The organism is Kribbella solani (assembly GCF_014205295.1).
GTDB classification, from domain to species: domain Bacteria; phylum Actinomycetota; class Actinomycetes; order Propionibacteriales; family Kribbellaceae; genus Kribbella; species Kribbella solani.
In genome coordinates this window covers 2,398,418-2,423,520 of the sequence record NZ_JACHNF010000001.1, presented here as the reverse complement: position 1 = coordinate 2,423,520, position 25,103 = coordinate 2,398,418, and the positions used below count along the sequence as shown (strand labels likewise).

20 protein-coding genes are annotated in these 25,103 nt (G+C 68.2%); 16 read left to right on the top strand and 4 right to left on the bottom strand.

Annotation, left to right across the window (positions count from 1 at the left end):
- Positions 1 to 61: 61 nt before the first annotated feature.
- Positions 62 to 2,764 carry a DNA polymerase I gene (gene polA / locus HDA44_RS10880; RefSeq protein WP_184843325.1) on the top strand — a complete coding sequence of 901 codons (2,703 nt, stop codon included), beginning with the start codon at positions 62 to 64 and terminating at the stop codon, positions 2,762 to 2,764.
- Between the two features lie 4 nt (positions 2,765 to 2,768).
- Positions 2,769 to 3,611, top strand: coding sequence for a hypothetical protein (locus HDA44_RS10875; RefSeq protein ID WP_184833465.1), 843 nt, complete (start codon positions 2,769 to 2,771; stop codon positions 3,609 to 3,611).
- Here HDA44_RS10875 and HDA44_RS10870 read toward each other — a convergent pair.
- On the bottom strand, positions 3,603 to 4,097 hold the full coding sequence (locus HDA44_RS10870; RefSeq protein ID WP_184833463.1) for an NUDIX hydrolase: 495 nt from the start codon (positions 4,095 to 4,097) through the stop codon (positions 3,603 to 3,605). The genes HDA44_RS10875 and HDA44_RS10870 overlap by 9 nt on opposite strands.
- A 218-nt stretch (positions 4,098 to 4,315) precedes the next feature.
- Between HDA44_RS10870 and HDA44_RS10865 the strand changes: the two genes are divergently transcribed.
- Genes HDA44_RS10865 through HDA44_RS10855 form a run of 3 tightly spaced genes read left to right on the top strand, consistent with a single transcriptional unit; the run spans position 4,316 to position 7,990 of the window.
- Complete coding sequence (locus HDA44_RS10865) at positions 4,316 to 6,070, top strand: extracellular solute-binding protein (RefSeq protein WP_184833461.1); 1,755 nt, start codon at positions 4,316 to 4,318, stop codon at positions 6,068 to 6,070.
- Positions 6,070 to 7,011, top strand: coding sequence for a carbohydrate ABC transporter permease (locus tag HDA44_RS10860; RefSeq protein ID WP_184833459.1), 942 nt, complete (start codon positions 6,070 to 6,072; stop codon positions 7,009 to 7,011). The genes HDA44_RS10865 and HDA44_RS10860 overlap by 1 nt, the downstream gene beginning before the upstream one ends.
- Positions 7,012 to 7,015: 4 nt before the next feature.
- The gene (locus HDA44_RS10855; RefSeq protein ID WP_184833457.1) at positions 7,016 to 7,990 is read left to right on the top strand and encodes an ABC transporter permease; all 975 of its coding nucleotides are present in this window, start codon (positions 7,016 to 7,018) and stop codon (positions 7,988 to 7,990) included.
- Between the two features lie 2 nt (positions 7,991 to 7,992).
- Here HDA44_RS10855 and HDA44_RS10850 read toward each other — a convergent pair whose 3' ends face one another.
- Positions 7,993 to 9,249 (bottom strand): MATE family efflux transporter, encoded by a 1,257-nt coding sequence (locus HDA44_RS10850; protein WP_184833455.1) that lies wholly within the window; start codon positions 9,247 to 9,249, stop codon positions 7,993 to 7,995.
- Positions 9,250 to 9,344: 95 nt separating this feature from the next.
- Between HDA44_RS10850 and HDA44_RS10845 the strand changes: the two genes are divergently transcribed.
- Entirely contained in the window at positions 9,345 to 12,044 is a 2,700-nt protein-coding gene (locus tag HDA44_RS10845) for an alpha-(1->3)-arabinofuranosyltransferase domain-containing protein (protein WP_337905830.1), read from the top strand.
- Here HDA44_RS10845 and HDA44_RS10840 read toward each other — a convergent pair.
- Both HDA44_RS10840 and HDA44_RS10835 read right to left on the bottom strand, forming a co-directional pair.
- A complete protein-coding gene (locus tag HDA44_RS10840) occupies positions 11,933 to 12,988 on the bottom strand; it encodes an acyltransferase (RefSeq protein WP_184833453.1) in 1,056 nt (351 codons plus the stop codon). The two genes, HDA44_RS10845 and HDA44_RS10840, sit on opposite strands and share 112 nt — an antisense overlap.
- On the bottom strand, positions 12,985 to 13,785 hold the full coding sequence (locus HDA44_RS10835; RefSeq protein ID WP_184833451.1) for a methyltransferase domain-containing protein: 801 nt from the start codon (positions 13,783 to 13,785) through the stop codon (positions 12,985 to 12,987). The genes HDA44_RS10840 and HDA44_RS10835 overlap by 4 nt, the downstream gene beginning before the upstream one ends.
- 24 nt (positions 13,786 to 13,809) lie before the next feature.
- On the opposite strand from HDA44_RS10835, the gene HDA44_RS10830 reads away from it, so the two are divergent.
- From HDA44_RS10830 to HDA44_RS38480, 10 genes are all read left to right on the top strand, one after another.
- Positions 13,810 to 14,700, top strand: a complete 891-nt coding sequence (locus HDA44_RS10830; protein WP_184833449.1) for a phosphotransferase family protein — start codon at positions 13,810 to 13,812, stop codon at positions 14,698 to 14,700.
- 285 nt (positions 14,701 to 14,985) lie between these two features.
- Entirely contained in the window at positions 14,986 to 16,464 is a 1,479-nt protein-coding gene (gene rpsA, locus HDA44_RS10825; protein WP_184833447.1) for a 30S ribosomal protein S1, read from the top strand.
- A 102-nt stretch (positions 16,465 to 16,566) separates the two neighbouring features.
- Complete coding sequence (gene coaE / locus HDA44_RS10820) at positions 16,567 to 17,184, top strand: dephospho-CoA kinase (protein ID WP_184833445.1); 618 nt, start codon at positions 16,567 to 16,569, stop codon at positions 17,182 to 17,184.
- A gap of 69 nt (positions 17,185 to 17,253) precedes the next feature.
- A complete protein-coding gene (locus tag HDA44_RS10815; RefSeq protein WP_337905829.1) occupies positions 17,254 to 18,522 on the top strand; it encodes a zinc ribbon domain-containing protein in 1,269 nt (422 codons plus the stop codon).
- Entirely contained in the window at positions 18,519 to 19,565 is a 1,047-nt protein-coding gene (locus HDA44_RS10810) for a hypothetical protein (RefSeq protein WP_184833443.1), read from the top strand. The genes HDA44_RS10815 and HDA44_RS10810 overlap by 4 nt, the downstream gene beginning before the upstream one ends.
- A complete protein-coding gene (locus HDA44_RS10805; protein WP_184833441.1) occupies positions 19,562 to 20,554 on the top strand; it encodes a hypothetical protein in 993 nt (330 codons plus the stop codon). The genes HDA44_RS10810 and HDA44_RS10805 overlap by 4 nt, the downstream gene beginning before the upstream one ends.
- 31 nt (positions 20,555 to 20,585) lie before the next feature.
- On the top strand, positions 20,586 to 21,374 hold the full coding sequence (locus tag HDA44_RS10800) for a flagellar basal body-associated FliL family protein (RefSeq protein ID WP_184833439.1): 789 nt from the start codon (positions 20,586 to 20,588) through the stop codon (positions 21,372 to 21,374).
- An 81-nt stretch (positions 21,375 to 21,455) separates the two neighbouring features.
- Positions 21,456 to 23,561 (top strand): excinuclease ABC subunit UvrB, encoded by a 2,106-nt coding sequence (gene uvrB / locus HDA44_RS10795; protein ID WP_184833437.1) that lies wholly within the window; start codon positions 21,456 to 21,458, stop codon positions 23,559 to 23,561.
- 9 nt (positions 23,562 to 23,570) lie between these two features.
- Entirely contained in the window at positions 23,571 to 23,939 is a 369-nt protein-coding gene (locus HDA44_RS10790) for a VOC family protein (protein WP_184833435.1), read from the top strand.
- A gap of 18 nt (positions 23,940 to 23,957) precedes the next feature.
- A complete protein-coding gene (locus HDA44_RS38480) occupies positions 23,958 to 24,956 on the top strand; it encodes an AsnC family transcriptional regulator (RefSeq protein WP_184833433.1) in 999 nt (332 codons plus the stop codon).
- Positions 24,957 to 25,103 lie beyond the last annotated feature (147 nt).

Here is a 25,103-nt window from a genome sequence, read left to right as displayed (position 1 = left end):
AAGAACTGTCCCAGGGAACCACTAGAGTCGGTGTGTGGCTGCAGAAACGGATACGACGACGATGACCAAGGACACCGCGACCCCGGAAACCGGGCGACCGCGGATCCTGCTGCTGGACGGGCACTCGCTGGCCTACCGGGCGTTCTACGCGCTCCCGGTGGAGAACTTCTCCACCACCACCGGCCAGCACACCAACGCGGTGTACGGGTTCACCTCGATGCTGATCAACATGCTCCGGGACGAGCAGCCTACGCACATCTGCGTCGCGTTCGACGTGTCCCGCAAGACCTTCCGCACCGAGCAGTACGCGGAGTACAAGGCCGGCCGGTCGAAGTCGCCGGACGAGTTCAGCGGCCAGATCTCGCTGGTCAAGGAGGTGCTGGAGGCGCTCCGGATCCCGACCACCGAGATCGACGGCTGGGAGGCCGACGACATCATCGCCACCCTCGCCACGCAGGCCTCCGAGCAGGGTTTCGAGGTGCTGATCAGCAGCGGCGACCGGGACTCGTTCCAGCTGATCAACGAGAACGTCACGGTGCTGTACCCGAAGCGTGGCGTGTCCGAGATCGCCCGGATGGATCCGGCCGCGATCGAGGAGAAGTACGGTGTCGGCCCGCGGCTGTACCCGGACCTGGCCGCGCTGGTGGGGGAGCAGAGCGACAACCTGCCGGGCGTGCCCGGGGTCGGGCCGAAGACGGCGGCCAAGTGGCTGAACCAGTTCGGCTCGCTGAACGACGTGGTCGACCGGGTGAACGAGATCAAGGGCAAGGCCGGTGAGTCGCTGCGGGAGCACCTCGCCGACGTGATCCGGAACCGGCAGATCAACGAGCTGGTCCGCGATCTGACGCTGGACGTCGCGGTGGACGACCTGATCCGGACGCCGTGGGACCGCGACAAGGTGCACACGCTGTTCGACAGCCTGGAGTTCCGGGTGCTGCGGGAGCGGCTGGTCGCCGAGCACGAAGAAGTCGATGCGACCGTCGATCACGGGTTCGAGCTGGACGGCGCGCAGCTGAAGGCTGGCGAGCTGGGCGCGTGGCTGAAGGAGCACGTCAGCACCGGTGACCGGGTCGGCGTCGCGGTGCAGGGCAGCTGGGGTGGTGGCACCGGTCAGATCACCGGGCTCGCGCTCGCGAACGCGACCGGCGCGGCGGCCTGGTTCGACCCGGAGGCGATGACTCCGGATGACGAGGAGGCCTGGAAGGCCTGGCTGGCCGACTCGGCCGTCCCGAAGGCGCTGCACGACGCGAAGGGTCCGCTGCTCGGCTTCCTGGAGCGTGGCTGGACGCTCGCCGGGCTCAGCTCGGACACGCAGCTGAGCGCGTACCTGGTCCGTCCGGATCAGCGGGCGTACGACCTCGCCGACCTGACCGTGCGGTACCTGAAGCGTGAACTGCGCAACGAAGAGGCCGAGAACGGGCAGCTCAGTTTCGACGACGTCGAAGGTGGTCCGGCGGCGGATCACACGATGCTGCGCGCCCGCGCGATCGCGGACCTGGCTGACACGCTGGACGCCGAGCTCGAGAAGCAGGCCGGTACGCCGCTGCTCGCCGAGGTCGAGCTGCCGCTGATCCACGTGATCGCGTCGATGGAGCGCGACGGCATCGCGGTCGACCAGCCGTACCTGCAGGAGCTGGAAGCGCGGTTCGCGACCGGCGTCCGCGATGCGGCCACGGCGGCGTACGAGGTGATCGGGAAGGAGATCAACCTCGGATCGCCGAAGCAGCTGCAGGTCGTGCTGTTCGACGAGTTGCAGATGCCGAAGACGAAGCGGACCAAGACCGGGTACACGACGGACGCGGATTCGCTGCAGGCGCTGTTCGAGAAAACCGAGCACCCGTTCCTCGCGTACCTGCTGGCGCACCGGGACGCGACCAGGCTGCGGCAGACGGTCGAGGGGCTGCTGAAGACGATCAGCCCGCGCGACGGCCGGATCCACACGACCTTCAACCAGACGATCGCGGCGACCGGCCGGCTCAGCTCCACCGAGCCGAACCTGCAGAACATCCCGATCCGGACCGAGGAGGGCCGCCGGATCCGGCAGGCGTTCGTGGTCGGCGCGGGCAACGAGTCGCTGATGTCGGCGGATTACAGCCAGATCGAGATGCGGATCATGGCGCACGTGTCCAAGGACCAGGGCCTGATCGACGCCTTCAACTCCGGGATGGACTTCCACTCGGTCACCGCGTCCCGGGTCTTCTCGGTCGAGCCGGCCGCGGTCACCCAGGAGCAGCGGGCCAAGATCAAGGCGATGAACTACGGACTGGCGTACGGCCTGTCGGCGTACGGGCTGAGCCAGCAGCTGAAGATCGGCGTCGACGAGGCCAAGGGCCTGATGGACGAGTACTTCGAGGGCTTCGGCGGGGTCCGGGACTACCTGCGCTCGATCGTCGTCGACGCCGGCAAGACCGGGTACACGGAGACGATCCTGGGCCGGCGGCGGTACCTGCCGGATCTGACCAGCGACAACCGGCAGCGCCGCGAGATGGCCGAGCGGATGGCGCTGAACGCGCCGATCCAGGGCTCGGCGGCGGACGTGATCAAGATGGCGATGCTCAAGGTCGACGCGTCGCTGCGGGAGTCCGGCCTGAAGTCGCGGATGCTGCTCCAGGTCCACGACGAACTGGTCTTCGAGATCGCCCCTGGCGAGCGCGAGGCGCTGGAGGAGCTGGTCCGCCGGGACATGGGCCACGCCGTCGAGATGACCGTCCCGCTGGACGTGTCCGTCGGCGTCGGCCGCACCTGGCACGAAGCCGCGCACTGAGCTGGTGGAGGCGAACCGGCCGTTCCGGTGGGACCTGATCCGGCCCGACAATCTCGGCTCGCTGCTCGACGACGTGCAGATCTGGGAGCTGTTCTTCCTCGATGACCTGGTCCGCTGCGCGGCCCGGGTGCTAGGGCAGAGTGGCGACGGCGAACTGCACTTCGTCGGGCGGTCGGTGGACAGCCTGTTCGATCTGCTGAGCGGCGCGCTGGCCGACACGGAATGGAGTACGCGGCTGCATCCGCTGCCGTTGTCGATGTTCGGCCGGGACGGTGCGGCGTTCACCGACGGCGAGCTGCGGCAGCTCCGGACGAACCTGGCCGCGGCAGGGCTGGCCCCGGCCGAGCTGATGCGTGGGCGGCCGACGGTGTTCGTCGACCTGGTCCACGAGGGCTCGACGTTCGAGAACCTGTACGCCGTCCTGCGCCGGTGGGTGGACGACGAGCGCGCGCAGTGGGACGTGGTTCGGCGGCAGTTGCGGTTCGTCGGGATCACGAGCCGGACGGAGACCAGCCCGAACACCTGGCGATGGCAGCAGCACGCCGAGTTCGCGGCGGAGTTGCCGGCGGCGGCGATCCGGAACGTCTCGCTGGACGCCCGGATCTGGTCGTACTTCGGCGACTATCAGTACAAGACCGCCGCCTCGTTCCGCCGGACCCGCTGGACCGATCCCGACGTGGCAGACCCGCGCCGGGACGAGAAGACGCGGATGGCGCTGGCCGAGGCGGTGCGACTGGTCGCGGCGGCGCGGACCCCGAAGGTGCGGCGCCGGCTCGCGGAGCTGCTGACCCGGGAGCCGGCGATCAGCGAACGCTGGCTACGCGACCTGCAGCGCGGCTTACGGTAGCGGGCGGGCGTACGCGGGCTGGGGTTCGGGCGAGAGCGCTCGGCGGATGCTGACGTGGTCCCGGGCGGTCAGGTCGGCCAGGTCGACGATGGTGTCGAGGGGCCACCAGCGGACGTCCAGGGACTCGTCGTCGTTGACCCGGGGCTCGGCCGACTGCCGGAGCGGCCGGCAGCGGAAGGTCAGGTCGAGGAACTGCACCTGGTCGCCGTTCGGGTAGGCGGCCGGCGGCAGTGACTCGATGCTGAGCAGCCGGTCGACCTCGACCTCGATCGCGGTCTCCTCCTGGATCTCGCGGGCCAGCCCGACCGCGGGCTGCTCGCCCGGCTCGAGAATGCCGGCCGGCAGGCTCCAGCGGTGGTTGTCGGCGCGCTGGACCAGCAGCACCTGACCGGCGTCGTTCAGCACCACCCCGGTCAGCCCGGTCAGCCACAGCAGGTCGTGCCCGATCTTCTCGCGCAGCTCGAGGATGAACTTCGGGGTCGGCATACCGGAAACCCTACAAGCCGGTCCGGCCCGGGTTCCGGCTGCAAGAAATCGTCGTGAAACGTTCAGTGGAAATCGCTTGCACGCAAGATCCTGACAGTGACCGGCCGGGCGCGGGTAGTGATCGCCGACCTCTTCCGTGCCGCTGGGTTCTGTGTCATCCTCCCGGGCAAAGATCCGAGATCCTATCGGATATCCCCTATCTGGAACCGGGAGGCGGGATGCGTGAGGACGTGAGGACCACGCCGGTTCGGCGCCGGGCCGTGGTGGCCGGCGCGCTCGGGATCGCGGCGGCCGGCGGCAGCGGTCTGCTGAGTGGCTGCAGCTCCGGCGAGGCCGCGGCCGGTGCCGCGCCGAACAGCCTGAGCGCGCCACCGACCGAGCTCGGCCGGCTCAAGACCGGGATCAACTACCCACCCGGGTACGTCGGCCCGCGCGCCCGCGAACGGCGCGCGATCGTCACCGAACCGGAGACCTTCACCATCGTCGTACCCCAGAGCCTGACGGTCGGCGACTGGGCCAAGAACGAGTTCACCCGCTGGATGGAACAGCAGACCGGCATCCGGATCCGCTGGCGCCAGGTGGCCGGCAAGGGCAACGACGCCGAGACGATGACGAAGGTGAACGCGATGATCGCGGCCGGCGACGTACCGGACGCGTTCCTCGGCATCACCTTCACCCGCTCACAGCTCTACTTGTACGGCGCGCAGAACCTGTTCGTCGACCTGAACCCGTACCTGGACAAGTACGCGCCGAACCTGCACGAGGCGATGCGGGACTACCCGGAAGCGCGCAAGCTGATGGTGTCGCCGGACAAGGGCATCTACAGCTTTCCGGACATCAACGACTGCTACCACTGCCGCGCTTCGAACGGCCGGGCGCTGCTGAACGCCGACTGGGTGCAGAAGGCCGGCCTGGAGATGCCGACCACGACGGACGAGTTCCGCGAGGTGCTGACCGCCTTCAAGAAGCTGGACCCCGCCGGTGGTGGCCGCACGATCCCGTTCGGTGGGTACAAGGACGCACCGCTGGACACGTACTTCATGAACGCTTTCCTCTACAACCCGGGTGATCCGTGGCTGGTCGTCGATGACGGCAAGGTCGGGGTTACGTATGTGCAGGATGGTTGGCGGCAGGGGCTGCAGTACCTGAACGGGTTGTACAAGGACGGTCTGCTCGGCAAGGACCTGTTGACGGCGACGGCCGACCAGATCAAGCGGTACGGCGACAACCCGGGCGGACCGTTGCTAGGCGGCGCAAGGGCGTACTACTGGGGTTCGTTCATGACGCTTGACCTGGTCGACCCGAAAGCGCGCTGGCGGCAGTACCGGACGCTGGAGCCGCTCAAAGGACCCGATGGCGTACAGGTCGCGCCGTGGAACTACCTAGGCGTCGGCCTCGAGGTGTCGACTCTGGTAGTCACGCGCAAGTGCAAGCGTCCCGACCTGTTGGTGCGGTGGGCCGACTACCAGATGGATCTGGAGGTAGTACTGCGCTCGTACGCCGGTCCGGACATCCGCTGGTCGCCCAAGGGTGACAAGGGCATCAACGGGAAGCAGGCCATCTACGGGTACGACTCCTGGAACACCGACGCGACCAAGGGCAAGACCTGGGACCAGTACGGGGTGATGTACCGCTCGGGTGACTTCCGGCTCGCTCAGCGGGTCGATCCGAAACAGCCGACGTTCGAGTCACCGCTGTACGAGCAGACCAGGGACTACCTGTACCCGCACCGGCAGCCGCTGGAGCAGCAGTTCCCGCCGGTCACGCTGGAAGCCGACCAGGCCGCGCAGGACGCGGAGATCGGTCTGAACCTCAAGAGCGAGGTGACTACGTCGCTGGCCAAGTTCGTCACCGGGAAGCTCGACCCGGCCGACGACGGGCAGTGGAGCGACTACAAGGACCGCATCAACCAGATCGGTCTCAAGCCCTACCTGGAGATCCAGCAGGCCGCCTACGAGACCTACCAGGGGTGATGGCCGTGGCCACCGCGACACCTTCTGCTCAAGCCGCCGCGGCCGGTACGCCCGCTCCGGTGCGCGAGACCCGGTCCGACCGGATCGTGATGATCTGCAACTACACCGCGCTCGGTCTGTTCACGCTGGCCGTGCTGTATCCGCTGGTCTACGTACTCAGTGCCTCGTTCAGCGATCCGAAGAACGTTGTCTCCGGCAAGGTCTGGCTCTGGCCGGTCGGGCTCAGCACGGACGCGTACAAGGCGATCTTCGACTACGACTCGATCGTCAGCGGGTTCAGCAACTCGGTCGTGTACGCGATCGGCGGCGCGCTGCTGGCGACCGCGCTGACGTTGCTGGCGGCCTACCCGCTGTCCCGGAAAGGGCTGCCGGGCAAGGGCGTGATCATGGCGCTGTTCGTGTTCACGATGATGTTCAGCGGCGGCCTGATCCCGACCTACCTGGTGGTGGACCGGCTCGGGCTGATGAACAGCCGGTGGGCGATCATCCTGCCCGGCGCGCTCGCGGTCTGGAACATGATCATCACCCGGACGTTCTTCCAGGCCACCATCCCGGAGGAGCTGGTCGAGGCCGCGAAGGTTGACGGCTGTGCCGACTTCGGGTTCTTCTGGCGGATCGTGCTGCCGCTGAGCAAGCCGATCATCGCGGTGAACCTGCTCTTCTACGCGGTCGCGCAATGGAACTCCTGGTTCAGCGCGCTGATCTATCTGACCAACGAGCACCTGTTCCCGTTGCAGCTGGTGCTGCGGCAGATCCTGATCCAGAACAACTTCGACCCGTCCCAGGTCCGGGACACCGCCGAACTGATCCGGATGACCGAGCTCCAGCAGCAGCTGAAGTTCTCGCTGATCGTGATCGCCACCATTCCGCCACTGCTGATCTACCCCTTCGTGCAGAAGCACTTCGTCAAGGGGGCCATGGTCGGCTCGTTGAAGGGCTGACGCCATGGCCATCGACACTCTGGTACGACGTACGCCGACGCAGGGCGCCGCCCGGCCGGCGAAGAAGAAGCTCGGCCTGGGCGAGCGGCTGCGCCGGCACTGGCAGCTGTACGCGATGCTCGCGCTGCCGCTGATCTGGCTGGCGATCTTCGCGTACTGGCCGATGTACGGCGCGATCATCGCCTTCAAGGACTACAACGTGGTGGACGGCATCTTCGGCAGCCGTTGGGTCGGGTTCAAGCACTTCGAGCGGTTCGTGGAGTCGTACCAGTTCGGGCGGCTGCTGAAGAACACGCTGGTGTTGTACACGTACGAGCTGCTGGCGACGTTCTGGCCGCCGATCCTGCTCGCGCTCGGACTGAACATGGCCCGGCGGCGCTGGTACCGCCGCTCGGTGCAGCTGATCACGTACGCGCCGCACTTCATCTCGACCGTGGTCGTGGTCGGACTGATCGTGGTGCTGGTCGACCCGAACACCGGCGTACTGAACCAGTTCCTCGGGCACTTCGGCATCGGGCCGCTGGACGTACTGAACGATCCGAGCTACTTCCGGCACCTGTACGTCTGGTCGGGCGCGTGGCAGACGATGGGCTTCTCGGCGATCATCTACCTGGCCGCGCTGACCAGTGTGTCGCCGGAGCTGCACGAGGCGGCGATCGTCGACGGCGCGTCCAGGCTGCGGCGGATCTGGCACATCGACCTGCCCGCGATCCGGCCGGTCGCGGTGATCCTGCTGATCCTGAACATCGGGTCGATCATGTCCGGGGGGTTCGAGAAGGTCCTGTTGCTGCAGAACACGCTCAACCTGCAGACGTCGGAGGTCATCGACACCTACGTGTACAAGCTGGGCTTCGCGTCCCAGGTGCCGCAGTTCAGCTACGCCGCAGCGATCGGACTGTTCCGCTCACTGATCGGCCTGGTGCTGCTGGTGCTGGCCAACACGATCGCTCGCCGCTTCGCCAAGTCGAGTCTGTGGTGAGGTCAGGTCGACTGCCGGTGCAACCCGGTTGCCAAGCCGGCTGACAGGAGGAGGGCGCAGGTGCTGGTCATCGCGGCCAGCACCTTCACCCCGGTCAGCCCGGCAGCGGTACCAGTGCCGAGGATGATCCCGGCAGCTACTGCCAGCACGACCAGACCGAGCCAGATGGCCAGGGCAGCGCGTTTCTCCTGCTGTGCGATCGCCGCGTACACGACCAGCTGCAGGACCGCGTACGCGGAACCGGCGACCGCGAACAGCCAGGTGTACGGCCCGAGTGGCGCGTACTTGTCCTTGCCGCCGATCACCTCGACCACAATGCCGGGCAGGATCAACGTACCGATGACAGCACAGGCTCCGAGGCCGGCGACCGCCATGATCGCCCGCCGGAGCCGGACGGTGTCACCAGGGGAGTTGGCCAGGGAGGGGAACACCAGCACGATGACGAACTGCGGCAGGAACAGACAGGCCTTCGCGATGATCAGACCGGCTGCGTAGTACCCACTGTCCTTCTCGTCGAGCAGTGAGCGGGCGAACAGTACGTCCGCGTTGGCCAGCGCGAAGAAGGCGAGCAGCGTGTGCGTACCGTGCACTGTCTCCCGCAGTACGTCCTTGATGTCCTTGCCGGTCGCACCGCCGGAGCCACGGAGGAAGAACTGGCCGATCACAGCTGGTACGGCGGCACCGACAGCCAGACCGGCCATCGCCCAGTCCAGCGACGGGTGCAGGATCAGCGCGCCGCCACCCAGCAGCAGCCGCCCGACACCCGCGGCGGTGTAGACAGCGGCCAGCTCGGTCCACCGCTGGCTGCCCTGCAGAACCCCGAGCTGTGAGCCCATCAGTGTGAGGCCGCCCAGTGTCGGTGCGAGCAGCAGGATGGCCACGATCGAGTCGATGTGCAGCAGCCACATGAACACCGGTGTCAGCAGCAGACAGAGCACAGTGAGCCCGGCAGCCGACCGGCGGCCCGCCTTCAGCATCGCGTCGGCCAGCGTGGCCGCACCGGTGCCGGTGTGGGTGGCGAGCTGACGCGCCGCGGTGGCCTGCAGTCCGAGTGACGCGACGTTGCCGATCAGCAGCAGGCCCAGCAGCGCGGTGATCGCGCCGAACTGCTCCTGCGGCAGCCGGCGGGAGCCGATCAGCGTGAACCCGTAGGCGGCCACGTTCATGATCGCCATGGCGACGGCAACGACCGTGGCACTGCGCAGGAAGGCCCGGCGGGGAGCCTGGGGATGCGGCGCCGGGGTGGTGCCAGAACTCATGCTGCGTGCCTCGGATCAGTGGTGTGATGTTGCCGGACCTCACGGTACGGCAACGTTGCCGTTGCGAAGCCGCCGGATCGGTTAGTGTCCCGCCGGTGAGGAGGTTGAAGGCAGGCAGTGCGGAGCAAGTGGTCTGGCGAGCAAGGCTCGTGCTGGGATGCTTGGCTCTGGTCGCGCTGTGCCTTCAGCAAGCTCCGGGCAGGATCGTGCCGGACGGCAAGCTGGAGCTGACAGCTGAGCCGGGTGGATTCCTGGCTCGCGCGCTGCACTTGTGGGACCCGCACAGTGGGTTCGGCCAGTTGCAGTCCGACGTCTACGGGTACCTGTTGCCGATCGGCCCGTTCCACTGGTTGCTGGACACGCTGTCCGTACCGGACTGGATCAGCCAGCGGCTGTGGTGGTCGCTGGTTCTCTGCGTCGCTTTCGTCGGCGTCTGGAAGCTCAGCAACGTGCTGCAGTACGGCGTGCCGTGGACCCGCTTCGCTGTTGCACTGCTGTATGCGCTGTTGCCACGGACCTTCGGTGAGCTCCCGACCGAGGTGTGGCCGCTGGCGATGGCCCCATGGGTGCTGCTGCCGCTTGTCTCGCCGCGTGTTCGCTCCGGTTGGTGGCGGATCAGTTGGTCGGCCGTGGCCTTCGCGTTGATCGGTGGCGCCAATCCGGTGGCCGCCGCGGCCACGCTGGTCGTACCGGCTGTCTGGCTGGTCAGCCGCGCGCGGCTGAAGCTCCTCCTCGGCTGGCTCGGCTTTGTCGTCGCGGCCTCCCTCTGGTGGCTCCTTCCGTTGGCGTCGCTCATCCGGTACGGCGGAGCGCCGCCCGGGCCACGGTGGTTACCCGTCGTCGGTGTGGTCGCCGGACTGCCTTTGGCGCTCGCTGCGGTCCACTATCTGCGTCGACTGAGCGGTCTGGCCGTGTCACGCGGTGTCCACCGCCGACTCGTACCCGTGCTCGTCACCTGTCTGGCAGTAGGCGCGGCCGCACCGGTGCTCGCCCGGCCGAGTGGCGCGGTCACGGCGATCCCGGACCAGTGGGAGCAGGCTGCGACCTGGCTGGACGAGCAGTCAGCGCCGGGCAGTGTGCTGCTGCTGTCGAGTACGACCGAGCCGCTGTCCGCGCTGGTGAAGCGGTCGATGGCCACGCTGACGGACGACGTGAAGCGACGGGTTGACTCTGGAGTTGGCGACCAGGCGCTGCGGCAGGAGCTCAACCGCCAAGGCGTGCGGTACGTAGTGGTGCGCAACGACCGCGTGGACGGCACGCCCGCGCTGGCGTTGCACGAGAGTCTCGCCGACGCGGGGATCGGCCGGGTGGCGTACTTCGGCCCGGCGGGGGAGACCCGCCTGCCGTACCCGAGTGTGGAGATCTTCGACGTCGGAGCGACCACTCCGGGCCGGCTGATACCGCAGTCCAGGCTGGTAGCAGTCGCAGGCACGGCTGATGACGTACCGGCGGTGGTGACCGCGCTGGGTAGTGCCGGCGACGCGGTGCTCGGTGCGGATGCGGTGGGGAAGTTCGATGGGTTGCCTCTGGTCCAGACGGACACTCAGGAGCAGGCAGCCGAGCAGCAGCCGAGTGCGGTGGTGCTGCGGAACAACCGGGTTGGCCGGTCGGCGTGCCTGCACGTCGGAGTGCAGGCGGTGTGCGATTCGGACCAGGCGGAGGCAGCGGGGGAGCAGGACGGTCTGTCTCGTACGGTGCAGTTGCCGGCCGCCTCGTACCAACTGCGCGGTGCGGCGCTGCCGCAGGACGGCGATGCGCTCGAGCGGCTGATGCTCCTGCCGGACGCCATCACCGCGACAGCCTCGTCGCGAGCCGTCAGCGCACCGGACGCCCGGCCCGGCGCGGCCGTCGACCGGGATCGCGGCACCGGCTGGCTGGCCGATCCGGACGACGCGGCGCCGACGCTGACGCTGACGTTGCCGGCAGCAAGGGAGGTACGTGGTCTGCGCTTCGAGTCCGGGCCCTACCTGGGCGGATCGCGGCCCGCCGAGGTGTTGCTGCACTTCGATGGCAGCGTGCCGACCCGGACCACAGTCGATGCGGACGGGTCCGTGCGGTTCCCGCAGCGGCGCGCGCGGATCATCCAAATCGACTTCACCGCGACGAAACCGGTGCAGGACGCGCGTCGTACACCGGTCGGCGTCACCGAGGTCGCGGTACTCGGCGCGGATGAGCTGCGCAAGGCGGTGGACCGGAACCGGCGCCTCCCGTCGTACTGCGGCAATGGACCGAACGTCCGGATCGACGGAGTGCCGGCGCGTACCCAGCTGGCGGCGACAGTGGGGGATCTGTTGCAGCGGCGGCCGGTGCCGTACAGCCTCTGTGGGCAGGCTGTGACGATGCCGCTGCGCTCCGGACGGCACGAGGTGGTCGTCCAGCCGAACGCGGGTGTCGTACCGATTCAAGCGACGTTGACCAAGGCTGGGTTCGGTGACGTGGCGGCGGCTCCCGTCCAGGGCGTGGAGGTGTGGCGGGTGACTCCGGCCGAGCTGACCGTCGAGGTGCCGTCCGCGAGTGAGCAGTCGGTGCTGGCGGTAGCCCAGAACTACAACGCGGGCTGGGAGGCGTACGACGGCTCCGGCAACAAGCTGACGCCGATCCGGATCGGCGGCTGGCAGCAGGGGTGGATCGTCCCGGCGGGTCCGGAGCAGGTGGTCACGGCGGCGTTCATGCCGGACAGGTTCTACCGCGCGGGGCTGCTGCTCGGACTGATTGCTTTGGTGTCGGTCTTCGTCGCGGCCGTGTTCTCAAGGCGTCTGCCTAGGCGCAGAGCTGGTCGCTCGATCAGGCGGTAGCTGATCGCGGCGATCGCTACCGACGCCACGAGCGCCACCGGGAGCTGTACCGCAAACGGTCCATGCAGAACGCCTAGTACGACGAACTGGTACGCCACCACGCCGTACGAGAGCTGAGCCGCGTACCGAGCCGGTCGACCGCCTAGTACGCGGACTGTTGCTGCAGTCGGTGTCAGTACCGGGAAGAGCACGCACGCGACCACTGCCGTGTACACGAGGTTCTTGAGCAGTGCCTGCGCCGGAGTGGGCGTGGAGTGATCGTACGGACCGGCCAGCGGGGTCGCCGCGATCAGGATGAGTGCTGCGGCGATGCCCCAGAGCGTGCCAGGGACTCTGGTCAGCGTGTCCAGGGTGGATGCACCGAGACGACCAGTGGCGCGGGCGACCTGCCAGAGCGCCAGTCCCATGCCAACCGCGAACCAGCCGAGGTAGCCGGGCAGCCAGAGAGCAGCTGCTGATTGACCGGTGGCTGTCACTGCAGCCATCCAGACTGGTCCGAGAACAGTCAGTGCGAGGAGTACGAGCAGCCGCCAGCGCACGCTGCGACGGGTGGGGCGCTCATAGCCAGTCAGCAACCTGCCGAGACCAGGGAGGAGGAGGTAGAACAGGAGCGGTGTCTGGGCGGCCCACTGGAGGTACCTGGTCGCCGGATGCGGGACGAACGCGATCGACAGGACCGCAGTGAGTACAAGCGCGGGGAGGATGCGGAGCGCGCGGTTGCGCAGGTAGGGGAGGGTCAGCGGCGGGAGCGTGCCGGAGAACCACGCCAGCACATGCGGGCGGTAGAGCAGGAAGCCGGAGAGCGCGCAGAAGACGGCCCAGCCGACGTCCAGCCGGGACACCGCCGCGGCGAACGGCGCATCGGTGTGCAGCCCGACCTGCGACACGACCACCGCGAGAGCCGCCAGCGCCCGCAGCCCGTCAGCCGCCGGGAAGCGCGTCACGGCTGGTGTCCGTTGTGAGCGGTCCAGATAGCTGTACCAGGGACTACCCGGCCGCGGACCGGTCCCCAGCCACCCCAGACCAGGTCGTGCCCGGCCGGCCACTCGGGCTCCAGCAGGTCGTCGATCACGAAACCAGCGCCGGTGAGCTCGCGTACCCAGTCGCCGAGCGTCCGGTGATGCTCGGCGTACACAGGTGTGCCTGCTGGGTCCAGCTCGACGTACGGCCGCCGGTCGAAGTAGGACTGCGTGATGCGGAGACCAACTTCCGACGGGTCGTCCGGCAGCGCCCAGCGCAGTGGGTGGGTCACTGAGAAGACCAGTAGCCCACCGGGCTTCAGCACTCGGTGCAGTTCGCCGAACGCAGTACCCACGTCTGCGACGAACGGGAGCGCGCCGAAGGCCGAGCAGGCGAGGTCGAACGTGCTGTCGCGGTACGGGAGCGCTACCGCGTCTGCTGCGACGGTGCGAACGGCTGTGCCAGTACGAGCGTCCAGCGCTCTGCTGACTCGGACCTGCTCGACGGAGATGTCGAACGCGACCACATCAGCGCCCTGACCGACCAGCCAGCGCGAGCACTGCGCCGCGCCGCAGCCGACCTCAAGGACTCGCTTGCCACGTACTGGTCCGAGGAGCTGAGCCGCCTCCTCGTCAACACCCTCCGGACACCAGATGAACCGGTCGTCCCCGAGGAACTCCCCGTGCTCGGCCAGATACTCATCAGCCGCCGAGTCCCAGTACGCCCGACTGGCCCGAGAGGTCTGCGCCTCACTCAGCTCTACCCGTACCGGCTGGTTCACGGCGCACACTCTAGTGTCGAATGCATGAGCGACATGGCAGCCAGTGCGGTTCCGCTTGCCGGTGGGTACGGCGGGCAGACGTTCGCGGTCAGCGCCGGCGGTGAGGACGCGGTCATCAAGCTCTACGTCAAGGACCCCGAGCGGGCGGCTGTGGACGCCGCATTGCTCCAGCTCGTACGCGGGTTGCTGCCGGTGCCGCGGGTGCTGGACCTGAAGCGCGACGGTACGTTCGACGACCCTCCGTACCTGCTGACCGAGCGGCTGCCGGGAGTGAACCTGCAGGAGTTCCTGCAGTCGGCAACGGACGACCAGCGGCGTACGGTCGGATCGCAGTTGGGGGAGCTGCTGGCGTGCCTGAGCGGCATGCCCTTCCTCCGCACCGGCATGTTCCGGGACAGCGATCTGGTCATCGAGCCATTCGACCTCGGTGACCTGTCCGAGTACTCCGCCGGGCAGGTTCTGGGGTTCGACGCCAGGCAGCAGGACGGGTTCGCCGACGTGGTCGCGGCGGCCGAGGACGTACTGGCCGGCGGCGTCGACCGGGTCTGCCTCGTGCACGGCGACTTCAACCCGAAGAACCTCCTGGTCGACCCGGCGACGGCCCGGATCACCGGACTGATCGACTGGGAGTTCGCCCACGCCGGGTCGCCGTACACCGATCTGGGGAACCTGTTCCGGTTCTGCACCGACCCGGTCCTGGCCGGCGCGACCCTCGACGGGCTCGGCCGCGGTGGGCTGGACCTGGGGGAGCCGCTGGTGGACCTCGGCCGGGCGGCGGACCTGTGGGCGCTCCTGGAGCTGGCCGGGCGCGCGGCCGAGCACGAGGTCGCGGCCGCCGCGAAACGCCTGGTCACGCGGATGGCGGACACCGGCACGCTCGCCGGCGGCCGGCCGGACCTGAGCGCCGTACGGTAGAACGGTCGTACAGTGAAATCAGCGAAAACCGACGGAGTTCGATGGCGCGCCGGGAGTCCCCGGCGGGTGGCCGGTGCCGACCGGGTGCCCCAGGTTGTGCTGCCTCCGTCAAGCCCGGTATTCTGTGAGATGCGCTATGGGCCCGCGCGACCTCGGACGGAGCAGGCTCGTGCTCGCAGCAGTCGGTGGTGAATCTGTCGTGTCCGGCAATCCCGCGGTTTGGTGCGATCCAAAGGAACATGGCGCAACCGCACGACACCACCAGTCCACGGAGCAACCCACCACATGACGGCCAGCATCGAGGCTCCCCTCGACCCAGCAGTTCGCAGCACCCCGCAGGTAGCGGTCAATGACATCGGGTCGGAGGAAGACTTCCTCGCGGCGATCGATCAGACCATCAAGTACTTCAACGACGGCGACATCGTCGAGGGCACCATCGTCAAGGTCGACCGGGACGAGGTCCTGCTCGACATCGGTTACAAGACCGAAGGCGTGATCCCGTCCCGCGAGCTGTCGATCAAGCACGACGTCGACCCGAACGAGGTCGTCAACGTCGGCGACCACGTCGAGGCCCTGGTTCTCCAGAAGGAGGACAAGGAAGGCCGCCTGATCCTCTCGAAGAAGCGCGCCCAGTACGAGAAGGCCTGGGGCACGATCGAGAAGATCAAGGAAGAGGACGGCGTCGTCACCGGCACCGTCATCGAGGTCGTCAAGGGTGGACTCATCCTGGACATCGGCCTCCGCGGCTTCCTGCCGGCCTCGCTGGTCGAGATGCGCCGGGTCCGCGACCTCCAGCCGTACGTCGGCCAGGAGATCGAGGCGAAGATCATCGAGCTGGACAAGAACCGCAACAACGTGGTTCTGTCCCGCCGCGCCTGGCTGGAGCAGACCCAGTCCGAGGTGCGGATGAACTTCCTCACCCAGCTGCAGAAGGGCCAGATCCGCAAGGGCGTCGTGTCCTCGATCGTCAACTTCGGTGCGTTCGTGGACCTCGGCGGCGTCGACGGTCTGGTGCACGTCTCGGAGCTGTCCTGGAAGCACATCGACCACCCGACCGAGGTGGTCGAGGTCGGCCAGGAGGTCACCGTCGAGGTGCTGGACGTCGACATGGACCGCGAGCGCGTCTCGCTGTCGCTGAAGGCGACCCAGGAAGACCCGTGGCAGCAGTTCGCCCGGACCCACCAGATGGGCCAGATCGTGCCCGGCAAGGTCACCAAGCTGGTTCCGTTCGGTGCGTTCGTCCGCGTGGAGGAGGGCATCGAGGGTCTGGTGCACATCTCCGAGCTGGCCGAGCGGCACGTCGAGATCCCGGAGCAGGTTGTCCAGGTCAACGACGACGTGATGGTCAAGATCATCGACATCGACCTGGAGCGGCGCCGGATCTCGCTGTCGCTGAAGCAGGCCAACGAGGGTGTCGACCCGGTCTCGGACGACTTCGACCCGACGCTGTACGGCATGACCGCGACGTACGACGACCAGGGCAACTACATCTACCCCGAGGGTTTCGACCCCGAGACGGGCGAGTGGCTCGAGGGCTTCGACGCGCAGCGCGAGGAGTGGGAGCGGCAGTACGCCGAGGCCCACACGCGCTGGGAGGCCCACAAGAAGCAGATCGAGGACGCCAAGACGGCGGACGTCGAAGCCGGCGAGGCGTCGACGTACTCCTCGGCCGCTGCCCCGAAGGACGACGCCCCGGTCGAGGGTGCGCTCGCTTCCGACGAGGCGCTGCAGGCACTCCGCGAGAAGCTGACCGGCCAGGGCTGATCAGCTGATTCGGTTCCATCCGAAGCCCCCGCATCCGATTGGGTGCGGGGGCTTCGGCGTCCGGAATCGCTCCGTCCGCGGGTTGGTGAGTAGGGTGCCGGTGTGTTGAGAGTGGGACTGACCGGTGGGATCGGCGCGGGGAAGAGCGCGGTGTCGGCGCGGCTGGCGGCGCGGGGCGCGGTGGTGATCGACTCCGACGTACTGGCGCGTGAGGTGGTCGCGCGGGGGACCGACGGCCTGGCCGAAGTGGTGGCCGCGTTCGGTACGGGCGTGCTGACCGCTGACGGTGAGTTGGATCGCCCCGCGGTCGGGCGGATCGTGTTCGGTGACGACACCGCACGGCGCAAGCTCGAAGGGATCATCCACCCACGCGTACGCGCCCGGGCGGCCGAGATCGAGCGGGACGCGGCGGCGGACGCGGTCGTCGTGCACGACATTCCGCTGCTGGTCGAGACCGGTCAGGCGGACAAGTTCGACCTGGTACTGGTGGTCGACGTACCGGTGGAGGTGCAGGTCGAGCGGCTCACCTCGCAGCGCGGGATGACCGAGGCGGAGGCGACGCGGCGGATCGCCAGCCAGGCGTCCCGCGAGGAGCGGCTCGCGGTCGCGGACGTGGTCGTGGACAACTCGGGCAGCCGCGCCGACCTGGACCGGCGAGTGGATGCGCTCTGGGCCGAGTGGGAACACCCCGCAGGGCACGGTCCGGACACGAAAAGGTGACCCTTGCGCGGGAAATGATGCATCTGGGACCGGCTGTACGAGAATCTGTCCCGGTCCGGCCCGGGAGATGTGGGGCCGGCCACCGACGGCGCGGCCCGCGCCGGTCCGGACGTCCGAGGTTGGGAGGAAGGCGTGGTTTGCCCGCGCTGCAGCTCTGACGTCCCCGAGGTCTCGCGGTTCTGCCATCACTGTGGCAACGACCTGCGTACCGGGGATGCCGAGCGGAAGAATGCGTACGCCGCCAGGCCCGATGAGCCCGTGGCGTCGTTCAAGCTCGTGTCCACGATCATGCCGCAGGGGTCCGGCAAACAGCCGTACACCTACAAGGTCGCGCTCGGCATCGCCCTGCTGCTGACCGTGCTGACCGCCGCGCTCGGCGCGCTGCCGGTCGCCATCATGATCGCGGCCTTCGCCATCCCGATCGTCTACATCATCTACTTGTACGACGTGAACCTGTGGGAGGACGAGCCGATCCCGGTGGTCGCCGCGGCCTTCGTGCTGACCGGCGTACTCGCGGCCGTGTTCACCTGGTTGTGGAAGGACAAGCTGTCACTGTCCCTGGACACGATCGGCGCCAACAGCGCCGCGCCGTCCGGGCGGGACCTGCTGATCCTGCTCCTGCTGGTTCCGGTCGTGTCGGAGCTCATCCGCCAGATCGGTCCGCTCTACCTGGCGTCCCGCCCGCGCTACGACGACCTGATGGACGGCTTCACGTTCGGTGTCGTCGCCGGTGTCGGGTACGCCTGCTTCGAGACGCTCGTACTGCACTGGGGCTGGATCAGCGGCGGCTTCGCCGGTCCGGGCAGCAGCGCGGGTACGTGGATCTCCATCGTGCTGCTGCACGGCTTCATCAAGCCACTGGTGTACGGATCGGCGACCGGACTTGCCGGTGCGGAGTTCTCCGGACTCGGCGCCGGGTACGACGGCTTCACGCCCCGCTGGGTGGCCGGACTGATCCAGGCGATGGCGGTGAACGCGCTGTTCCAGGGCGGGGTGTACCTGCTCGGCTTCGTCGGCGGCCACGGTTCGACGATCGGCTCGGTCCTCGGCGTGGTCTGGGGCCTGCTGCTGCTCGGCGCACTGATCATCCGGGTCCGTACGGTGCTCCACAAGGGCCTGCTGGAGGCGGCGCTGGAGTCCGCGGCGCGCGGCGGCTCGAACCACGCTTCGGGCGACCTGGCCTTCTGCTCGCGCTGTGAGATGCCGCTGCTTCCGCAGTCCGACTTCTGCTCCGCCTGTGGCAACTCGGTGCGTTCGGTACCGAAGTCCGCCCGTGGAGTGACCGCGGCGACCGGCGCCAGTGGGTACGAAGCGACGACTGGGGAGACGCAGGTATGAGCAACCAGCAACCGCCCTACGGCGGCGGCCAGCCAGGCCAGCAGGGCTGGGGCCAGCAACCACAACAGCCCCAGCAGCAACAGCCCCAGCAGCAACAACCACAGCAACAACAACCACAGCAGCAGCCTCCGCAGGGGCAGCCCGGTTATGGGCAGCAGCCCGGGTACGGGCAGCAGCCGCCGGGGCAGCAGTCGCCTGGGCAGCAGCCTGGGTACGGGCAGCAGCCGCCGCCGCCTGGTTACGGTCAGCAGCAGTACCCGCAGCAGGGGCAGCAGCAGTACCAGCAACAACAGCAGTACCCGCAGCAGCAGTACCCAGGGCAGCAGCAGTACCAGCAGGGCTACCCGGGCCAGCAGCAGTACCCCGGGCAGCAGTGGGGTGGTCAGCAGCCGCCGCGCAAAGGTGGTGGCAGCAAGACTCTGCTGATCGCCGGCGGCGCGTTCGCCGTGGTCGCGGTCATCGGTGTCGTACTGGCACTGGTGTTCAGCGGTGACGACAAGAAGGCCGAGCCGGACCCGACACCGACCACCTCCCAGCCGACCTCGGAGCCGAGTAACGGCGAGAGCCCGGAGCCGACGAACACCGACGAGGGCATCGAGGTCGCCGAAGGCGTCTACGTGAAGCCGCGGCCGGGCTACGTACGGAAGAGCCTCGACAACTTCCGCGGTGTGTACCTGCTCAAGCAGGGCGAGGGCTACTTCATGGTGGCTACCGCGAAGGGCCAGGGTGACACCGCCGCGTCGGTGCTGCCGGACCTGTTCAAAGCGGAGACCAAGGGCCTGTCGTCGGTGAACGCGAACCAGCCGAAGACGAACACGCCGGGGCCGGATGACAAGACACCAGTCAAGGTCATGATGACCCAGAGCTACAGCGCCGTGTCCAGCAGCCAGAACGGCAGCTACGCGGTGGTCGGCTTCGTGGCCGTGGTCGAGCGGAACGACGGCGTCATCACGGTCGTCCGGGTGTACGGGCGCAAGGACAAGTTGCAGACGCTCGAGCCGGACTCGTCGGCGATGCTGCAGTCGGTGGTCAAGAGTCAGTGAGCGGAAAGCGCGACAAGGGCGCCGGCGGCGGCAACCCGTGGGTCAGTCCGTCCGGTCCGGAGCCGGACCAGACGAACGAGCCGACGGAACAGCTGCCGCCGTCACCCTGGAACCTCGAGGTGCCGCCACCACCGTCACCCTGGGGCGACCCGCCCGACCAAGCTTCTGACCAAGGTCCCGGTCCCGGCCAGGGCCCTGGTGCTGGGCAAGGTCGAGGCCGGAACCGGGGTCGGGGCGGGGCGCCGGGTCCGGGCGGGCCTTCGGGTCCCGGCGGGGCGCCGGGGCCGGCGACCGAGACGAGTTCGGCCTGGGGTGAGAAGGTCGGCCCGCCTTCGTTACGCCGGCCGCCGGCGGCGAAGCAGGGGCCGCGGTTCCCGCCGATCCTGATCCCGATCGGCGCCGGCCTGGTCGTCGTGGTGCTGGTCGCGGTCGCGCTGATCCTGCTGTCCGGCGGCGACGACAAGGCCGGCCCGAACCCGGCGCCGAGTACCCAGTCGACGCCGGCCGCGCCGAAGTCGTCGTACCAGCCGCCGCCGAACGCGCTCGCGGTCGGTTTCGGCGTGTCGCTGGTCCCGGTCGAGGGCTGGAGCCTGGTGACCGCCGAGACCAAGGGCAAGCAGGTCGCCACCTACGCGCCGAACGGGGAACCGCGGGCGTTCTACTGGGTCCGCCAGAAACAGAACGTGACCGCGCAGGCGTACCTGCTCGGCATCGTCGAGGGTGAGACCGCGGAAGAGGTCGCGCAGCTCGGCAACGTACGGAACCTGCCGTGCCCCAAGGACGTCTTGGTGGAGTGCGTCGCGATCGACTACACCTCCACGACCAAGGACAAGTCCGGTGCGGACGTGAAGGTCAAGGGCACGGTCGAGGCGTACCGGCGCAAGGACAACGTGGTCACCGCGCTCGACTTCCGGACCCGCACCGACTTCGCCCAGAAGGCCGAGGCGGACGCGGCGACGATGAAGAAGTCCGTGATCGACAGTCTGTGACGTACCACCGGAACTACCGCGAGGAACAGCTATGAGCCAGCAGTACGGTCCCGGTCCGCATGCGCCGGGCCCACCGCCCGCCCCTGCTCCCGGCGGCCCGGGCGCGCCCGGCGGCTGGGGACCGGGTCCGATGCGGCCGCCGAACCAGCAGCCGAAGAAGGCGAGCCGGACGGCCTGGATCATCATGGTCGGCGCGATCGTCGCGGTGCTGCTGGTGGCCGGTGGCGTGGTGCTGCTGGTGACCGGGAAGGACGGCAAGCCCGCCGCGGAGCAGACACCGGACCCGACCGGCACGCTGTACACGCCGTCGCCGACTCCGTCACCGGACGATTCCAAGGGCCCGAACGACGTCGGCGTCGAGGTCGGCTACGGGATCTGGTTCACGCCGTCGAAGGGCTGGCTGCGGTCACCGGACACGAAGATCTCCGGCCAGAACTACATCCTGCAGCAGTTCAACTCCCGCGGCCTGATCGACGGGTACTACTGGGTCCGGCAGACCACGCTGTACGACGCCAAGGGGTTCGCCGAGCACCTGGCCGACATCGAGACGTCCAGCTACGAGGGCGTCCGGATCGGCAAGACGATCGAGTGCAAGCCGGACAACCCGAAGATCAAGTCCTGTTACGCGGTGTCGTACGACGGTCTCTGGGTGTCACCGAAGAACAAGACGATCAAGATCAAGATGCGCGGCTTCGTGACCGCGTACCAGGACCAGTTCGACCGCGTGACGGCGACCGACGCGGCGCTCGAGGCGCGGGTGTACGACCGCCGGGTGAACGAGCTGAAGTACATGAACAACTCGGTCGTGAAGAGCTTCTGACCTGGGGTTTCAGAAACTGCCTGACCGGGGCGGTGGGGCGGGCGACGAAAAATGTCCGTGCCAGGTCGTACGGTGGGGGACATGAGACAGGTGTCTGAGCTGCAGCGAATGGTCGCCCCGCTGAAGGTGGTGTCGGACTTCGATCCGGCCGGCGACCAGCCCACCGCGATCGCGGACCTGGAGCGGCGGATCAACGCCGGCGAGCAGGACGTGGTCCTGCTCGGCGCGACCGGTACCGGCAAGACCGCGACGATGGCGTGGCTGGCCGAGCGGGTGCAGCGGCCGATGCTCATCCTGCAGCCGAACAAGACCCTCGCCGCCCAGTTCGCGAACGAGCTGCGCAACTTCTTCCCGGAGAACGCGGTCGAGTACTTCGTCTCGTACTACGACTACTACCAGCCCGAGGCGTACGTGCCGCAGACGGACACGTACATCGAGAAGGACTCGTCGATCAACGAGGAGGTGGAGCGGCTCCGGCACTCCGCCACCTGGTCGCTGCTGACCCGCCGGGACGTGGTCGTGGTGGCGACCGTGTCCTGTATCTACGGCCTGGGCTCCGCGGACGAGTACCTGAACCGGATGATCCACGTGAAGGTCGGCACCGAGATGGACCGTGACGGTCTGCTCCGGAAGCTGGTCGGCGTGCAGTACGCGCGCAACGACCTGGCCGGCACCCGCGGCACCTTCCGGGTCCGCGGCGACACGCTCGAGGTGTTCCCGGTGTACCAGGAGCTCGCCGTCCGGGTGGAGTTCTTCGGTGACGAGATCGAGCGGGTGATGACGATGCACCCGTTGACCGGTGAGGTGCTGAGCGAGGAGGACGAGGTCTACATCGGCGCCGCCACGCACTACGTGACCGCGCCGGAGCGGATGGAGAAGGCGATCACCTCGATCGAGGCCGAGCTGGCGGAGCGGCTGGCCGAGCTGGAGCGCAACGGGCAGCTGCTGGAGGCGCAGCGGCTCCGGATGCGGACCACGTACGACATCGAGATGATGCGCCAGATCGGGACCTGTTCGGGGATCGAGAACTACTCCCGGCACACCGACGGCCGCGAGCCCGGGACCGCGCCGCACTGTCTGCTGGACTACTTCCCCGAGGACTTCCTGCTGGTCATCGACGAGTCGCACGTGACCGTCCCGCAGATCGGCGGGATGTACGAGGGCGACATGTCGCGGAAGCGGACCCTGGTCGAGCACGGGTTCCGGCTGCCGTCCGCGATGGACAACCGGCCGCTGCGCTGGGAGGAGTTCCTGGAGCGGATCGGGCAGACCGTGTACCTGTCCGCGACGCCGGGGCAGTACGAGCAGGACAAGTCCGACGGGTTCGTGGAGCAGATCATCCGGCCGACCGGTCTGGTCGACCCCGAGGTGATCGTGAAGCCGACCAAGGGCCAGATCGACGACCTGATCCACGAGATCCGGCTCCGGGTGGAGCGGAACGAGCGGGTCCTGGTCACCACGCTGACCAAGAAGATGTCCGAGGACCTGACCGACTACCTGCTGGAGATGGGCATCCGGACCAGGTACCTGCACAGCGAGGTGGACACGCTCCGCCGGGTCGAGCTGCTGCGCGAGCTGCGGATGGGCGAGTTCGACGTCCTGGTCGGCATCAACCTGCTGCGGGAGGGTCTTGACCTGCCGGAGGTGTCACTGGTCGCGATCCTGGACGCGGACAAGGAAGGCTTCCTGCGGTCCGGGCGGTCGCTGATCCAGACCATCGGGCGAGCGGCCCGGAACGTGTCCGGTCAGGTGTTCATGTACGCGGACAAGATCACCCCGTCGATGGAGCAGGCGATCGACGAGACGAACCGCCGGCGCGCGAAGCAGAACGCGTACAACGAGGCGAACGGGGTCGACCCGCAGCCGCTGCGGAAGAAGATCGCCGACATCACCGACATGCTGGCGCGGGAGGACGCGGACACCGCCGAGCTGCTCGGCTCCGGCCGGACGCAGTCGCGCGGCAAGGCGCCGGTGCCGGGTGGTGGCAAGGCGCGTGCCGGTGAGAAGGCGAAGGAGCTGGCCGGTGGCCTGCCGTCGTCCGACCTGGCCGATCTGATCCAGCAGTTGACCGACCAGATGCACAACGCGGCCGCGGAGCTCCAGTTCGAGGTCGCCGCCCGGTTCCGGGACGAGATCTCCGAGCTGAAGAAGGAGCTCCGCCAGATGACCAACGCCGGCGCGAAGTAAGGACAGGCGATGATCGACCACGTATCGCTGCAGTGCGACGACCTGGCTGCCAGTCGGCGGTTCTACGAGACTCTGCTCGGGGCGCTGGACATCACGGTGGCGATGGACTTCGGGGACGCGCTCGGGCTGGCCGGTCCGGACGGCGACCCGAAGCTCTGGCTCGGCAAGCAGACGACGGGTGGTACGCAGCGCGAGATCCACCTCGCCTTCACCGCCCCGGACCGCGCGACGGTGCAGACGGTGCACGAGGCCGTCACCGCGCTCGGCGCCGAGGTCCTGCACGCCCCGAGGGAGTGGCCGGAGTACCACCCCGGCTACTACGCCGTCTTCGTCCGCGACCCCGACGGCAACAACGTCGAGGTCGTCACCCACGCCTGACAGCCACTCCCGTCCTGAGTGAACGCGTCAACTGATCCGTACGACGAGCTCGACCGGGCGCTGCTGCAGGCGTTGCACCTCGACGCCCGGGCGCCGTTCCGGCGGTTGGGGGAGGTTCTTGGCGTCTCCGATCAGACCGTCGCCCGCCGCTACGCGCGCCTGCGGCAGCGCGGCGCGCTGAGGGTGACGGTGCTGCGTCATGCCGGCCCGGTTCGCGAGGTGCAGTGGCTGCTCCGGGTACGCGCCGTGCCGAGCGCCGCGGGCGAGGTCGCCGACGCCCTCGCCCGCCGCCCCGACACCAGTTGGGTGAACCTCTGCGCCGGCGGCACCGAAATCGAATGCACCGTGTACGGCACGGACGTGGGCCCGCTCCTTCTCGAAGTACTCCCACGCACTCGTCAGGTGATCGACGTCGAGGCCGCGGAGGTCCTGCACGTCTTCTACGGCGGCGCGGGCTCCCCGTACGCCAAACCTGGCCCGTTGACCCCCGACCAGATCGCCGCCCTAACTCAACCTGCTGCCGGCGCCGATTCCAGTACGCCCCGTGGTGACGGCGTGCTTGAAGGGCTTGACCTGCGGCTCTACGAGGAGCTGCGGAGTGATGGTCGGGCGTCTGTCGACCACTTGGCGAACGTTGGAGGCGTGTCCGGCCCGACCGTCCGCCGTCGCCTGCGGGCGCTGGTCGCTGATGGTGTGATCAGCTTCGACATCGATGCCGATCCGCGCCTGATGGGGCTGCCCGCACGCGCGATGCTGCGGTTGGCGGTGAGGCCCGATCGGCTCGACGCGACCGGCCGCGCCCTCGCGGAGCACACCGAGGTCGCCTTCGTGGCCGCGACCACTGGTTCGACATCGCTCTACGCCGCGATCGGCAGCTACTCACCTGGCGGTCTGTACCACTACCTGACCACCGAGATCGCCGCCCTCTCGGGCATCACCCAGGTCAGCCCCACCCCAGTCCTACGCACGGTCAAAGCCGCGACCACCCACTACGGCCCCCACCACCCAGCCGGCTGAACCCACCCGATCAGCTACCCCAACTGGCCGGACTATGGAAGTCATGTCGGATGTCGACGTCGGACCGTGCCTGGCTGTCGAGATGCGCACAGTTCTGACCGGGTTTGCGGGGTTTCACGCGCTTCCTAGGCAGGCTGGGCGGTGGAA